This window comes from Delftia sp. K82, from assembly GCF_002193035.1.
GTDB classification, from domain to species: Bacteria; Pseudomonadota; Gammaproteobacteria; order Burkholderiales; family Burkholderiaceae_C; genus Comamonas; species Comamonas acidovorans.
In genome coordinates, this window is record NZ_MYFL01000001.1 from 3348917 (window position 1) to 3363257 (window position 14341).

The window sequence follows — 14341 nt, forward strand, 5'->3', positions numbered from 1 at the left end:
GTCTTCAGGACTTTTGCTTCGAGAGGTCGTAGGTGCCCAGGCCGGGCTTGTAGGTCTTGTCGTCGAGGAACTGGCGCATGCCTTCCTTGCGGCCTTCGTTGTCGTAGCTGTTGGCGGCTTCCTGGGCGCGCACCAGGTAGTCCTCGGCGTTGTCGTAGCTCATGTCGCGCACGCGGCGGATGGCGTCCTTGGTGGCCTTCAGGGCGCTGGGATTCTTCTGCAGCAGGGCCTCGGCCACTTCGGTGACGCGGGCCTGCAGGCGATCGGCCGGCAGCGACTCGTTGACCAGGCCCCACTCGGCGGCCGTGCGGCCGTCGATGTTCTCGCCCAGCATGGCGTGGTACATGGCACGGCGGAAGGACAGCAGCTCCACCGCCACCTTGGAGGCGCCGCCACCGGGCAGGATGCCCCAGTTGATTTCGGACAGGCCGAACTTGGCGTCATCCGAGGCAAAGGCCAGGTCGCAGGCGAACAGGGGGCCGTAGCCGCCGCCGAAGCACCAGCCGTTGACCATGGCAATGGTCGGCTTCTGGAACCAGCGCAGGCGGCGCCACCAGCCATAGCTCTCGCGCTGGGCCTTGCGGGTTCCGGCCAGGCCGGTGGCCTCGGTCTCGCGGAAGTACTCCTTCAGGTCCATGCCGGCCGTCCAGGCCGTGCCTTCGCCTGCAAGCACGACCACGCCCACGTCGTCACGGAACTCCAGGTCGTCGAGCACACGCATCATCTGGCGGTTGAGCTGGGGGCTCATGGCGTTGCGCTTTTCGGGGCGGTTGAATTTCACCCAGGCCACGCGGCCTGTAACGGTGCAGGACACGGTCTGTTCTTCGGTACGTTCGGTGCTCATTGCGCTTCCTTGTGCAAAGGGGAAATGGGGTTTTGGACACCGATGCTTCGGCTCCATAATCGTTATGATAAATAACTATTATTGAAGCCCGCAATACAGCGTTTACCCTAGCTCCATCCCCCCCGCCAGCCTGCCGCGATGCGAATGCTTCTGCGTCGCGCATGCATGCAATGCGCCGTCCACGGGGAATTGCAGCGCGCGCTTTGGCCCAAGGGCCGGTTCACGCGATACTTGCGGCGTTCACACAGTCAGGAGAAGAAGAACATGCAAGGCCAACCAGAAGTCATCGAATGCCTCATAGAGTTGCTGCGCGGCGAGCTTGCCGCGCGCGACCAGTACTTCATCCACTCGCGCCAGTACGAAGACCAGGGCCTGCTGCGTCTGTTCGAGCGCATCGGCCATGAGATGGAAGAGGAAACCCAGCACGCCGACGCCATCCTGCGCCGCATCCTGTTCCTGGGCGGCCGCCCCGACATGCGCCCGCACGAGTTCACGCCCGGCGAGACCGTCGAAGAGATGCTGCGCAAGGACCTGGCCACCGAATACCGTGTGCGTGACAGCCTGCGCTCGGCCATGGCCCTGTGCGAGCGCCACAGCGACTTCAACAGCCGCGACCTGCTGCTGGCCCAGCTGCGCGATACCGAGGAAGACCACGCCTACTGGCTGGAGAAGCAACTGGGCCTGATTGAAAAAATAGGCCTGCCCAACTACCTGCAAAGCAAGATGGGCGAGCCGGCCTGAAGACAAGTCGCCCCACGATGAAAAGCAAACCGGCAGCCACGATGAAACGGCAAGCCGGTCGCCCCGCGAAGTAGCAAGAGCCCTCAAGAAGGGCCTGAGAGAAGAAAGAAAAAGGGATGGAAAGCCGCAAGGCCTTCCATCCCTTTTCATTTTCATCGGGTGCGCACCGCCGGGCGGCGGTGCTGCCCGGTGTCAGTCGTCCAGCAGGGACAGGTCGCGCACGGCGCCCTTGTCGGCCGACATCACCAGCTTGGCATAGGCCTTGAGCGCGGCCGAGACCTTGCGCGGGCGCGGCTCGGCGGGCTTCCAGCCCTTGGCATCCTGCTCGGCACGGCGGCGGGCCAGCTCCTCGTCGGAGACCAGCACGTTGATGCTGCGGTTGGGAATGTCGATGCGGATGCGGTCGCCGTTGCGCACCAGGCCGATGGCGCCGCCAGCGGCAGCTTCCGGCGAGCAGTGGCCAATGGACAGGCCCGAGGTGCCGCCCGAGAAGCGTCCGTCGGTCAGCAGTGCGCACTCCTTGCCCAGGCCCTTGGACTTGATGTAGCTGGTCGGGTAGAGCATTTCCTGCATGCCGGGGCCGCCCTTGGGACCTTCATAGCGCACGACGACGATGTCGCCAGCCTTGACCTTGTCGTCCAGGATGTTCTGCACGGCCTCGTCCTGCGACTCGGTCACGTGGGCCGTGCCTTCGAACACGTGGATGCTTTCGTCCACGCCGGCCGACTTGACCACGCAGCCGTCCAGGGCGATGTTGCCCGTCAGCACGGCCAGGCCGCCTTCCTTGGAGAAGGCGTGCTCGTAGGAGCGGATGCAGCCTTCTGCACGGTCCAGGTCCAGGCTGGGCCAGCGCGTGTTCTGGCTGAAGGCCACCTGGGTGGGAATGCCGGCCGGGCCTGCCAGGTAGAAGTGCCGCACGGCCTCGTCCTGGGTGGTGGTGATGTCCCACTGCGCCAGGCCTTCGCCCAGGGTCTTGGCGTGCACGGTGGGCACGTCGGTGTGCAGCTTGCCCGCGCGGGCCAGCTCGCCGAGGATGGCAAAGATGCCGCCGGCGCGGTGCACATCCTCGATGTGGTACTTCTGCGTGTTGGGCGCCACCTTGCACAGCTGGGGCACGGAGCGCGAGAGGCGGTCGATGTCGGCCATGGTGAAGTCGATCTCGGCTTCACGGGCAATGGCCAGCAGGTGCAGGATGGTGTTGGTGGAGCCGCCCATGGCGATGTCCAGCGTCATTGCGTTCTCAAAGGCCTTGAAACCCACGGAGCGCGGCAGCACAGAGGCGTCTTCCTGCTCGTAGTACTCGCGGGCCAGCTCGACGATGCGGCGGCCGGCGCGCTTGAACAGTTCCTCGCGGTCGGCATGCGTGGCCAGCACCGTGCCGTTGCCGGGCAGGGACAGGCCCAGCGCCTCGGTCAGGCAGTTCATGGAGTTGGCGGTGAACATGCCCGAGCAGGAACCGCAGGTCGGGCAGGCCGAGCGCTCGACCTGGGCGACCTGCTCGTCGGTGTAGTTGGAGTCGGCCGCGATCACCATGGCATCGACCAGGTCCAGCTTCTTGAACTCCAGCTTGTGCGTGTTGGGATTGGCCAGCTTGGTCTTGCCCGCTTCCATGGGGCCGCCGGAGACGAAGATCACCGGAATGTTCAGCCGCATGGCGGCCATCAGCATGCCGGGGGTGATCTTGTCGCAGTTGGAGATGCACACCAGCGCGTCGGCGCAGTGGGCGTTGACCATGTACTCCACCGAGTCCGCGATGATGTCGCGGCTGGGCAGCGAGTACAGCATGCCGTCGTGGCCCATGGCGATGCCGTCGTCCACGGCGATGGTGTTGAATTCCTTGGCCACGCCGCCTGCGGCCTCGATCTCGCGCGCCACCAGCTGGCCCAGGTCCTTGAGGTGGACGTGGCCCGGAACGAACTGCGTGAAGGAGTTGGCGATGGCGATGATGGGCTTGTCGAAGTCGCCATCCTTCATGCCGGTGGCACGCCACAGGGCGCGCGCACCGGCCATGTTGCGGCCGCCGGTGGAAGTCTTGGAACGGTATGCGGGCATGGGGAATCCAGTTGTCTGTCGTCTCGGTCCATCCCTGGTCCTGTGGGGAAGGCCAGGGTCTGGGCGAAGATTATGGCGCAGCGCCCGCCGCACCGCTGGGGCACAGGAATGCCCCGGCCGGCATGGGCTGCCCCTTTGCAGACCCCAGGCATCGCCTGCGGCGAAGCCTGCGCCGCCGTTCAAGGCCCCTCAGCGGCGCGAACGCGTGCCCGTGCCCATGGCTTCCTTGTTCTTTTCGATTCGCTTCAAGCGCCGCTGCTCGATCTTGTCGGCCGCGCGCCGCTTGGTGTAGCCAGAGGTGTCGGCCCAGGCCCACCAGGCTGCCGTCACGCCATAGGCGCCCAGGATGACGTACCAGGACCAGGAGGCCACAGGCTCGATATCGGCCAACTTCAGCAGGGTGAGCAAGACCGCGATTCCCAACAGATACATAACTTCTCCTTCACCAGATGGTGCTTCACACGAGGTAACGCATCAGGCATGCGCGCCCACTACAATGTTTCGCATAATTATTCCCGACAACCCCCAGGAACTCATGATGAAGCAGACATTGATCGCATTGGCCTTGACCGTCGTCACCGTGGCTCCCGCCATGGCCGACCAGGCTCTTGCCGCCTCCAAGAACTGCATGGCCTGCCACGCCGTGGACAAGAAGCTGGTGGGCCCGTCCTACAAGGATGTGGCCTCCAAGTACGCAGGCCAGAAGGACGCGGTGGACAAGCTGGCTGCCAAGATCATGAAGGGCGGCAGCGGCGTCTGGGGCCCGGTTCCCATGCCCGCCAACCCCCAGGTCAACGACGCCGACGCCAAGAAGCTGGCCGCCTGGGTGCTGTCGCTGAAGTAAGTTCCGCCGGCCTCCCGCCTCGGGGCCAGCAACGAAAAAAACCGCGCAACGCAAGTCGCGCGGTTTTTTTCATGGTCCGCCCATAAATCCGGGCGCGGGCCGCCTACCTGTAATCCGGAGCGCCTGCGCCGGGCTGCTGGTACAGGCGAACCTGCTGCTCCAGCTGCCCCACATAGGCGGCCGTGCTGTTGTCCGACTCCTGGGCACGCTGCACCAGATGGGCCTCCAGCCCGTCCAGCCGCGCCATCAGCACTTCCTTGTCACGCGCATGCAGGTCCTCCAGCACGGTGCGCAGCTCGGTAAAACGCGAAGCCTCGGCCTTGTCGGCCAGGTCCCGCTGGGCCTGCATTTCCTTGGCGTGGCGGCGCGCCTCCATCAGTACCGAGCCCTGCAGCCACAGCACATAGGCGACGAAGAACACGCCCAGCAGGCAGGTCAGGGCCAGCATCAGCACGCCCAGCGGCGCCTGGACGTCGGTTACGCCCAGCGACACGACGGACGGCGCGGCCAGCGTGTTCCAGTTGAATGCCGCCAGCAGCGCAATCAGGGCCACGGTGATCAGCAGCGACAGGGTTCTCAGATTCATGGTGAAAGGCCTCCCTCGGCAGTGGTGAAAGCAACAGCTTCGGTTGTACTGCAACCATCATGCCTGAGCTGTCGGTCCACACAAAATAGGACTGCAAGACAGGGCGCCGCCCGCAGTCCAGCCAAGAAAAAACCGGAGCCAGGGCTCCGGTTCTTCATGGCGGTCGTGTCGGACCTCAGTTCGTCTCGGCCAACTGGTCGAGGATGGCCGGGTTCTCCAGCGTGCTCGTGTCCTGGGTGATGGCCTCGCCCTTGGCAATCGAGCGCAGCAGGCGGCGCATGATCTTGCCGCTGCGCGTCTTGGGCAGGTTGTCGCCAAAGCGGATGTCCTTGGGCTTGGCGATGGGGCCGATTTCCTTGGCCACCCAGTCGCGCAGCTCCTTGGCGATCTGCTTGGCCTCCTCGCCCGTGGGACGCGAGCGCTTGAGCACCACGAAGGCGCAGATGGCCTCGCCTGTCAGGTCATCGGGGCGGCCCACCACGGCGGCTTCGACCACCAGGTCGGTCTTGGACACCAGGGCCGACTCGATCTCCATCGTGCCCATGCGGTGGCCCGAGACATTGAGCACGTCGTCGATGCGGCCCGTGATGCGGAAGTAGCCACGGTCCTCGCTGCGCACGGCGCCGTCGCCGGCCAGGTAGGTCTGCCCGCCCAGCTCGGCCGGGAAATAGCTCTTCTTGAAGCGCTCGGGGTCGCCCCAGATGGTGCGGATCATGCTGGGCCAGGGCTTGGTGACGACCAGCAGGCCGCCTGCGCCGTTGGGCAGTTCATGGCCGGTCTCATCGACGATGGCGGCCATGATGCCCGGCAGCGGCAGCGTGCACGAACCCGGCACCAGCGGCGTGGCGCCCGGCATGGGGGCGATCACGTGGCCGCCGTTCTCGGTCTGCCAGAAGGTGTCCACGATGGGGCAGCGCTCGCCGCCCACATTGCGGTGGTACCACATCCAGGCCTCGGGATTGATGGGCTCGCCCACGCTGCCCAGCAGGCGCAGGCTGGACAGGTCCGAGTTCTTCGGATGCACGGCGGCATCGCCGTCGGCGGCCTTGATCAGCGAGCGAATGGCCGTGGGCGCCGTGTAGAAGATGGTGCAGCCGTGGCGCTCGATCATCTGCCAGAAGCGGCCCGCGTTGGGGAAGGTGGGCACGCCCTCGAACACGATCTGCGTGGCGCCAGCGGCCAGCGGCCCATAGGCCACGTAGGTGTGGCCGGTGATCCAGCCGATGTCGGCCGTGCACCAGAACACGTCGCTGGGCTTGAGGTCGAATGTCCACTCCATGGTCTGCTTGGCCCACAGCACATAGCCGCCCGTGCAGTGCTGCACGCCCTTGGGCTTGCCCGTGGAGCCGCTGGTGTAGAGGATGAACAGCGGGTGTTCGGAATCCACGGCCACGGGCGCGCACTCGGTGCTCTGGCCCGCCAGGATCTCGCTGAAGGTCTTGTCGCGGCCTGCCGTCATGGCACAGGCCGTGGCCGTGCGCTCGTAGACGAAGACGTGACGCACGGCCTCGCAGCCGCCCAGCGCCAGCGCATCGTCCACGATGGCCTTGAGCGGCAGTTCCTTGCCGCCGCGCATCTGGTAGTTGGCGGTGATCACGGCCACGGCGCCCACGTCCACGATGCGCTCCTGCACCGCCTTGGCCGAGAAGCCGCCGAACACCACGCTGTGCGTGGCGCCGATGCGCGCGCAGGCCTGCATGGCGATCACGCCCTCGATGGTCATGGGCATGTAGATCAGGACACGGTCGCCCTTTTGCACACCCTGCGCCTTGAGCGCGTTGGCGAACTGCGAGACGCGCTCCAGCAGTTCGCGGTAGCTGACCTTGGTGACCTCGCCGCCATCGGCCTCGAAGATGATGGCCGTCTTGTGCTCGACGTCCGTGCCCATGTGCTTGTCCAGGCAATTGGCGCTGGCGTTGAGTTCGCCGTCGGCGAACCAGCGGAAGAACGGGGGATTGCTGTCGTCCAGCACCTGGGTGAAGGGCTTGGACCAGACCACGTTCTCGCGCGCCAGGCGGGCCCAGAAGCCCTGGTAGTCGTTCTCTGCCTCGGCGCACAGCGCCTTGTACTGCTCCATGCCGGAGATGCGGGCCTTGGCGGCAAAGTCTGCCGGCGGCGGGAAGACCCGGTTCTCCACCAGTACCGATTCAATGGGGGATGCTGTTGCGGTGCTCATGCTTGCTTGTCTCCTGGGCTGGCCAAATAAAAATTGTGGTGTGACTGTCGGGGGCCGGTCTTACATGCCACTGACTGAAACTCCCTTGGGCGCGTCTACCTGGGGATTCCCCGCAGTTCCTGGCTGTCACTGGCAATGGCCTGTTTCGCCGCTAAAATCGCGCGCCCGTTTTCCACGGCCATTGTCCCCTCCCATCCACGCTCCCACACCAGACAAGCGCGACCGACCACCATGGCCCGCCAGCAAAACTCCAATCGAGCCCCCGGCTCCCCCCTGCGTCCCCTGCCCTCCCTGATCTTCGCCAGCCGCTGGCTGCAGCTGCCGCTGTACCTGGGCCTGATCGCCGCCCAGGGCGTCTATGTCTGGCACTTCCTGCTCGAGTTGTGGCACCTGATCGAGGCCGCCTTCGGCAACCAGGAAGCGCTGCAGGCGCTGATCACCAGCATCGGCTACAAGCACGATGCGCCCATCGGCGCGCTCAACGAAACCATCATCATGCTGGTGGTCCTGGCGCTGATCGACGTGGTGATGATCTCCAACCTGCTGATCATGGTCATCGTGGGCGGCTACGAAACCTTCGTCAGCCGCCTGGGCCTGGACAGCCACCCCGACCAGCCCGAGTGGCTGGGCCACGTGAACGCCTCCATCCTCAAGGTCAAGCTGGCCCTGTCCATCATCGGCATCAGCTCCATCCACCTGCTCAAGACCTTCATCAACGCGGGCAGCTACGACGTCAAGGTGCTGATGTGGCAGACCATCATCCACGTCACCTTCCTGGCCAGCGCCCTGGCCATCGCCTATACCGACAAGCTGATCAACAGCACGGCCAGCAACCACTGAGCCCGTCGGCATCCCGCACCGAAGCCCCGCAGCGCCAGCCGCTGCGGGGCTTTTTTCATGGGCGGGCGCAGGCAACGGGTCGGTCACCTACCAGCGCCCGGCCGGCCAGCGCACCAGGCACGCTTTTTGCCGCAGATCGGGCCTGAAGCTTTCCTCAAGCTGACGCTTGACCGATTTTATTCATCGATGACAGCATATGCCTTGCGAATCATGGTTTCAATGCTCTCATTAAGTGAGCAAATACTGGCCAGATTGCAGCCCCCAAGGGCTTGAAACAGCCCAAAACAGGCCTTCTTCGGCTCATGCGTTTTGACGCAGTAAAACCTGTTTTATATAATTTCGGCTTCTTTACAACCTGCCAAGCAGGTCATCGGCACCGTCTTCACGGCCTGCCGATACACCCCGGCGGATCGTTGTGCTCCCGGCACAGCCCCGTCAACCGGGCCGAAACTCGGCCCTGATGTTGTGGGGCATCGCGCTGGCTGATCTTCAGCCACGATGCCCGACTGAGACACCGCGCGCCTCGCCGCCGGCTGCTCTCGACTTCTGGCTCTTGCGCACCGCTTCGCGTGCCATCCGAGCCGCCTCGGGTGCTTTCGCACCTGTTTGAATCCCAGCAACGGGGGACGGCAGTCCCCTGCAGCGAACGGCATCAGGGCTTCATTTTTGGCTTGCGCGCCAGCGTCTTCGCCCGTCGAGGACGCTGGACTGTGTTCCATCTCACCCAAAAGGAGAACGCCACAGTGGCCAAGCAGATCATCATCGATCATGTGTTCAAGGTGTTCGGGGACGACCCCAAGACCGCACTCGACCTCGTCCAACAGGGCCTGAGCAAACAGGAGATCCTGGAGCGCACGGGCCAGTCCATCGGCGTGTTCGACGCCAATTTCACCATCGAGGCCGGCGAGATCTTCGTCGTCATGGGCCTGTCGGGCTCGGGCAAGTCCACCCTGGTGCGCATGCTCAACCGCCTCATCGAGCCCACGGCCGGGCGCATCGTGGTCGATGGCCAGGACATCAATGCCCTGAGCGAGCGCGATCTGCGCGCGCTGCGCCGCAAGGACATTTCCATGGTGTTCCAGTCCTTTGCGCTGATGCCGCACATGACGGTGCTGGACAACACGGCCTTCGGCCTGGAGCTGGCCGGCGCCGACAAGGCCGAGCGCCAGACACAGGCCCAGGCCGCGCTGGAGCAGGTGGGCCTGGGCGCCTGGGGCGCCAGCTACCCCGACGAGCTGTCGGGCGGCATGCAGCAGCGCGTGGGCCTGGCCCGGGCGCTGGCGTCCGATCCGTCCATCCTGCTGATGGACGAGGCCTTCTCGGCCCTGGACCCCATCATCCGCACGGAGATGCAGTCCGAGCTGCTGCGCCTGCAGCAGATCCAGCGCCGCACCATCGTCTTCATCTCGCATGACCTGGACGAGGCCATGCGCATCGGCGACCGCATCGCCATCATGAAGGACGGCCAGGTGATCCAGGTCGGCACGCCAGACGAGATCCTGCGCAGCCCGGCCGACGACTATGTCCGCAGCTTCGTGCGCGGCGTGGATGCGGCCTCGGTCTTCAAGGCCGGCGACATCGCGCGCCAGGCGCTGACCGTGGTGTCCGAGCACAGCGACCGCGGCTGCCGCGCAGCCCAGCGTCTGCTGGAAGACTCCGACCGCGACTACGCCTATGTGGTCAACGCGCGCCGCCGCTTCCTGGGCGTGGTGTCCTCGCAGTCGCTGCGCGACGCACTGCATGGCCGCCCCGGCATGCTGGGCCTGAGCCACGCCTTCCTGCCCAACGTCGAGCCGCTGTCCGCAGGCACGCCGGTGGCCGAGCTGTTCGGCCCCGTGGCCGCCGCGCCCTGCGCGCTACCGGTGACCAGCGACGACGGCCAGTTCATGGGCGTGGTCAGCCGCACCACCATGCTGCGCTTCCTGGACCGCGACACGCCGCCCGTGCCGCCGCCGCAGGAGATCGTGCCGCCGGTCACGCTCAACCCGCATTTCCCGGCCTCCAACGCCCCCACCGTCGCCCCCACCGTCGCGCCGACCGTGGAGCCGATCGAACAACGACAAGGAGATGCCGCATGAGCGATGCAACCAACAGCCTGAACCCGAACACCACCGCTGCCGCCACCGATCCCTGGGCCGATGCGAGCGCAGCCCCTGCTTCCACCGATTCCGCAGCCCCTGCTTCCACCGATTCCGCGGCCTCTGCAAGCGCCGACCCCTGGGCAACCGCTGCCACGCCGGCACCCGCTGCCTCGGCCGATCCCTGGGGCGCCGCCAGCGGCGGTGATGCTGCAGGCGGTGACTGGCTGGGCGCCTCGGCCGGCTCGGGCGTTCCCGACGACGCCCATGCCAGCCTCTGGCACCAATTGACCACCGACGGCCTGCCCGTGCAGGGCTGGATCAACAGCGGCCTGGAATGGGTGGTCCACCATTTCCGCCCCTTCTTCCAGGCCGTGCGCACGCCCATCGACGGCACGCTGTCGGGCATCACCGATGCCATGCTGGCCCTGCCCTGGCCGCTGCTGATCCTGATCCTGACCTTGGTGGCCTGGCAGTTCGCGGGCCGCGCCATGGCCATTGGCGCCGCCATCTCGCTGGTGGTGGTCGCCATGCTGGGCATCTGGCCCGAGGCCATGGTGACGCTGTCCCTGGTGCTGACCTCGCTGGTGTTCTGCATGGTCATCGGCCTGCCCGCGGGGATTTTGCTGGCCTCCAGCGACCGTGCCCAGCGCTGGACACGCCCGCTGCTCGACGCCATGCAGACCACGCCGGCCTTCGTCTACCTGGTGCCCGTGGTGATGCTGTTCGGCATCGGCAACGTGCCCGGCGTGATCGTGACCATCATCTTCGCGCTGCCGCCGCTGATCCGACTGACCAACCTGGGTATCCGCCAGGTGCGCCCCGACCTGATCGAGGCCAGCCGCGCCTATGGCGCATCGCCCTGGCAGTTGCTGTGGAAGGTGCAGCTGCCGCTGGCCATGCCCTCCATCATGGCCGGCGTGAACCAGGCACTGATGCTGTCGCTGTCCATGGTGGTGATCGCCTCCATGATCGCCGTGGGCGGCCTGGGCCAGATGGTGCTGCGCGGCATCGGCCGCCTGGACATGGGCCTGGCCACCGTGGGCGGACTGGGCATCGTGCTGCTGGCCATCGTGCTGGACCGCATCACCCAGGCCATGGGGCAGACGACCCGTGGCGGTGCGCGCTGGTGGCACAGCGGCCCCGCCGGCTGCATTGCCCGCCTGCTGGGCGCCGGCAACAAGCCGGTCCATCGCGGCAGCACCAGCTGAATGCCTTCACTGCGGCGCGGATGGGCCCACTGCCGCGCCGCCTTCCCGAAAAGCGGCCAGCCAGGCTGGCCGCCCACTCCCCTTTCATCACACAACGGAGGAACCCGAGGATGAACCAAGCCCTGAACCACAATCGATTGCCAACTGCCACTGCCAGCCACTGGCTGCGCACCGCCACGATGGCTGCCGGCATCGCACTGGCCTGCGCAGGCGCATCGGCCGCCAGCGACCAACCCGGCAAGGGCGTGAAGGTGTCGCCGCTCAAGAGCTCCATCGCCGAAGAAAGCTTCCAGACCCTGATCGTCATGAAGGCCCTGGAGAAGCTGGGCTACGACGTGCAGCCCTTCCAGGAAGTCGAGTACCCCACGGCCCACGTGGCGATTGCCAATGGCGATGCCACTTTCCTGGCCACGCACTGGAACCCGCTGCACGCCGACTACTACAAGAACGCGGGCGGCGACGCCAAGCTGTTCCGCAAGGGCGTTTACTCGGACAACGCCGCCCAGGGCTATCTGATCGACAAGAAGACGGCCGACGAATACAAGATCACCAATATCGGCCAGTTGAAGGACCCCAAGATCGCCAAGCTGTTCGACTCGGACGGCGACGGCAAGGCCGACCTCACCGGCTGCACGCCCGGCTGGGGCTGCGAGGCCGTGATCGAGCACCACCTGACGGCCTACAAGCTGCGCGACACCGTGACCCACAAGCAGGGCACGTACTCGGCGCTGATCGCCGACACCATCTCGCGCTACAAGGCCGGCAAGCCCATCCTCTACTACACCTGGACGCCCTACTGGGTGAGCAACGTGCTCAAGCCCGGCAAGGACGTGGTGTGGCTGGAGGTGCCCTTCTCCTCGCTGCCCGGCGAGCAGGCCAAGTTCGATACCAAGCTGCCCAACGGCAAGAACTACGGCTTCGTGGTGAACAAGCAGCAGATCGTGGCCAACAAGGCCTTCACCGACAAGCACCCCGACGCCGGCAAGCTGTTCGAGCTGATGCAGCTGCCCGTGGGCGACATCAGCGCGCAGAACCACATGATGAGCCAGGGCCAGAACAAGCCCTCGGACATCAACCGCCATGTGGACGGCTGGATCAAGGCCCACCAGAAGACCTTCGACGGCTGGCTGGAACAGGCCCGCGCCGCAGCCCGCTGAACGCTGCGGGAAGCCGCTCCAGGCGTTCCCCCGGCTTCCTGCTTCAAAGGCCCGCTTCGGCGGGCCTTTTGAACAGGCGCAGGGCGATGGCCGTGACCACCACGCCCGCCACCAGCGCCACCGCATACATGGCCACGTGGGTCACGGCGTTGGGAATGGGCGCGACGAAGATGCCGCCATGCGGCACCTTCAGCTCCACCCCCGCCAGCATGGACACGGCTCCGGCCACGGCCGAGCCCAGCACCAGGGCCGGAATCGTGCGCAGCGGATCGCGCGCCGCGTAGGGAATGGCCCCCTCGGTGACAAAGGCCAGGCCCAGCACGCCGGCCGAGGCGGCGCTGCCGCGCTCCTCGCGCGTGAAGCGGTCGGCAAACAGGCGCGTGGCCAGGGCCAGCCCCAGCGGCGGCGTCATGCCGGCGATCATGGCTGCAGCCATGGGCGTGTAGACCTGGCTCGCGATCATTCCCGTGGAAAACGCATAGGCGGCCTTGTTCACCGGCCCGCCCATGTCAAAGGCCATCATCGCGCCCAGCAACAGGCCCAGCAGCAAGGCACTGGCACCCTGCATGCCGCGCAGCCAGGCGCTCAGCCACTGCAGCAGCTCGGCCACGGGCGCACCGACCAGATAGAACATCAGCAGCCCCGTGAACAGGCTGCCCAGCACAGGCAGGATCAGCATGGGCAGCAAGCCCTTGAGCGCCTGCGGCAGCCGGATGTGCGCCGCCATGAAGGCCACGCCGTAGCCGGCGATGAAGCCGGCCGCGATGCCGCCGATGAAGCCTGCGCCCATGCTGGACGCGATCATCCCGCCGATCATGCCCGGCGCAATGCCGGGCCGGTCGGCAATGGAATAGGCGATATAGCCGGCCAGTGCCGGCACCATCAGCGCAAAGCCGCCCTTGGCGCCGATCTGGAACAGCGTCCAGCCCAGCGTGCCCTGGTGCGCATCGTCATGGACATAGATGCCGCCCAGCGCAAAGGCCATGGCGATCAGAATGCCGCCCGCCGTGACGAAGGGCAGCATGAAGGACACGCCGGTCATCAGGTGGCGATAGGCACCGCCCTGGGTCCGGGCCGGCGTGGGCACGGCGCCGCCTGCAGCAGCGCCCACGGCGGCACCATGCACGGTGGCTTCGGCCAGCGCCTTGGCGATCAGCCCCGAGCCGTCGCGTATGGCCGGCTTGGTGCCGCTGCGCAGCAACGGCTTGCCCGCGAAGCGCGAAAGATCGACCTCGCGGTCGGCGGCGATGATGACCAGGTCGGCCTCGGCAATCTCCTGCGGCGTCAGCGCATCGAGCGCGCCCACCGAGCCTTGTGTCTCCACGCGCATGGCGTGGCCCAGCGCCGCCGCGCCGCGCTGCAGTCCCTCGGCCGCCATGAAGGTGTGGGCGATGCCAGTGGGGCAGGAGGTGACGGCCACGATCCGCTTGCCCGTGCGCTTGCCCAGACTCTCGCCCATGCGCTGTGCTGCGGGACTGGCGGCAGCGCAGCGTGCAAGCACGCCGGCCGGATCGTCGAGCGCCTCGCGCAGGCTGCAGCGCTCGACGGCGGCCTGCACGAAGCGGGAGGCATCGGCGTCGGTATCTGCATCGTCATCGGTGCCGGCATCCCCCACGATCAGCAATTGCCCGGCCTGCGCGGCGGCATCGGCCGCATGCAGCCCGATCACACCGCCGCTGGCGCGCACTTCCACGGCCAAGGGACGCTGTCCGGCCGCATGGCGCAGGGCTTCGGCGGCCAGCAGCGCTTCGGCGTCGTGCCCGGCGGCTGCGATCACCACAAAAAGAGGGTTCATGAAAGCTCCTGAAGAAT

12 protein-coding genes are annotated in these 14341 nt (G+C 66.3%); 6 read left to right on the forward strand and 6 right to left on the reverse strand.

Translation table 11 applies throughout. From position 1 onward, the window contains the following. Window positions 1–4: 4 nt before the first annotated feature. Complete coding sequence (locus KDK82_RS14740) at window positions 5–844, reverse strand: p-hydroxycinnamoyl CoA hydratase/lyase (protein WP_063326635.1); 840 nt, start codon at window positions 842–844, stop codon at window positions 5–7. 264 nt (window positions 845–1108) lie between these two features. Between KDK82_RS14740 and bfr the strand changes: the two genes are divergently transcribed. Next, a complete protein-coding gene (gene bfr, locus KDK82_RS14745) occupies window positions 1109–1585 on the forward strand; it encodes a bacterioferritin (protein ID WP_013803242.1) in 477 nt (158 codons plus the stop codon). Window positions 1586–1777: 192 nt separating this feature from the next. On the opposite strand, the gene ilvD is transcribed toward bfr, so the two are convergent. Continuing rightward, on the reverse strand, window positions 1778–3637 hold the full coding sequence (gene ilvD, locus KDK82_RS14750; RefSeq protein WP_013803243.1) for a dihydroxy-acid dehydratase: 1860 nt from the start codon (window positions 3635–3637) through the stop codon (window positions 1778–1780). 189 nt (window positions 3638–3826) lie between these two features. Further along, a complete protein-coding gene (locus KDK82_RS14755) occupies window positions 3827–4069 on the reverse strand; it encodes a TIGR04438 family Trp-rich protein (protein WP_034391781.1) in 243 nt (80 codons plus the stop codon). Window positions 4070–4175: 106 nt separating this feature from the next. Between KDK82_RS14755 and KDK82_RS14760 the strand changes: the two genes are divergently transcribed. After that, window positions 4176–4481, forward strand: coding sequence for a c-type cytochrome (locus tag KDK82_RS14760; RefSeq protein ID WP_034398318.1), 306 nt, complete (start codon window positions 4176–4178; stop codon window positions 4479–4481). Window positions 4482–4584: 103 nt separating this feature from the next. Here KDK82_RS14760 and KDK82_RS14765 read toward each other — a convergent pair whose 3' ends face one another. Further along, window positions 4585–5067 carry a hypothetical protein gene (locus KDK82_RS14765; protein ID WP_034391779.1) on the reverse strand — a complete coding sequence of 161 codons (483 nt, stop codon included), beginning with the start codon at window positions 5065–5067 and terminating at the stop codon, window positions 4585–4587. Window positions 5068–5242: 175 nt separating this feature from the next. After that, a complete protein-coding gene (gene acs, locus KDK82_RS14770; RefSeq protein WP_088165308.1) occupies window positions 5243–7243 on the reverse strand; it encodes an acetate--CoA ligase in 2001 nt (666 codons plus the stop codon). Between the two features lie 231 nt (window positions 7244–7474). Here acs and KDK82_RS14775 point away from each other — a divergent pair, with 231 nt between their 5' ends. From KDK82_RS14775 to proX, 4 genes are all read left to right on the forward strand, one after another. Next, a complete protein-coding gene (locus KDK82_RS14775; protein WP_012204594.1) occupies window positions 7475–8083 on the forward strand; it encodes a TIGR00645 family protein in 609 nt (202 codons plus the stop codon). Between the two features lie 743 nt (window positions 8084–8826). Then, complete coding sequence (proV, locus tag KDK82_RS14780) at window positions 8827–10161, forward strand: glycine betaine/L-proline ABC transporter ATP-binding protein ProV (protein WP_139093481.1); 1335 nt, start codon at window positions 8827–8829, stop codon at window positions 10159–10161. Next, window positions 10158–11372 carry a glycine betaine/L-proline ABC transporter permease ProW gene (proW, locus tag KDK82_RS14785; RefSeq protein WP_088165309.1) on the forward strand — a complete coding sequence of 405 codons (1215 nt, stop codon included), beginning with the start codon at window positions 10158–10160 and terminating at the stop codon, window positions 11370–11372. Before proV ends, proW begins: the two co-directional genes overlap by 4 nt. Window positions 11373–11482: 110 nt before the next feature. Then, window positions 11483–12529 carry a glycine betaine/L-proline ABC transporter substrate-binding protein ProX gene (proX, locus tag KDK82_RS14790; protein WP_088165310.1) on the forward strand — a complete coding sequence of 349 codons (1047 nt, stop codon included), beginning with the start codon at window positions 11483–11485 and terminating at the stop codon, window positions 12527–12529. A gap of 43 nt (window positions 12530–12572) precedes the next feature. Here the strand turns inward: proX and KDK82_RS14795 are convergent, their stop codons facing one another. Next, window positions 12573–14324 (reverse strand): PTS fructose transporter subunit IIC, encoded by a 1752-nt coding sequence (locus tag KDK82_RS14795; protein WP_088165311.1) that lies wholly within the window; start codon window positions 14322–14324, stop codon window positions 12573–12575. Window positions 14325–14341 lie beyond the last annotated feature (17 nt).

Coding starts and splice junctions, on each gene's coding strand:
- KDK82_RS14755 (WP_034391781.1), bottom strand. CDS start 4,069: ATGTATCTGTTGGGAATCGCGGTCTTGCTCACCCTGCTGAAGTTGGCC.
- acs (WP_088165308.1), bottom strand. CDS start 7,243: ATGAGCACCGCAACAGCATCCCCCATTGAATCGGTACTGGTGGAGAAC.
- bfr (WP_013803242.1), top strand. CDS start 1,109: ATGCAAGGCCAACCAGAAGTCATCGAATGCCTCATAGAGTTGCTGCGC.
- KDK82_RS14765 (WP_034391779.1), bottom strand. CDS start 5,067: ATGAATCTGAGAACCCTGTCGCTGCTGATCACCGTGGCCCTGATTGCG.
- proX (WP_088165310.1), top strand. CDS start 11,483: ATGAACCAAGCCCTGAACCACAATCGATTGCCAACTGCCACTGCCAGC.
- KDK82_RS14775 (WP_012204594.1), top strand. CDS start 7,475: ATGGCCCGCCAGCAAAACTCCAATCGAGCCCCCGGCTCCCCCCTGCGT.
- ilvD (WP_013803243.1), bottom strand. CDS start 3,637: ATGCCCGCATACCGTTCCAAGACTTCCACCGGCGGCCGCAACATGGCC.
- KDK82_RS14760 (WP_034398318.1), top strand. CDS start 4,176: ATGAAGCAGACATTGATCGCATTGGCCTTGACCGTCGTCACCGTGGCT.
- KDK82_RS14795 (WP_088165311.1), bottom strand. CDS start 14,324: ATGAACCCTCTTTTTGTGGTGATCGCAGCCGCCGGGCACGACGCCGAA.
- proW (WP_088165309.1), top strand. CDS start 10,158: ATGAGCGATGCAACCAACAGCCTGAACCCGAACACCACCGCTGCCGCC.
- KDK82_RS14740 (WP_063326635.1), bottom strand. CDS start 844: ATGAGCACCGAACGTACCGAAGAACAGACCGTGTCCTGCACCGTTACA.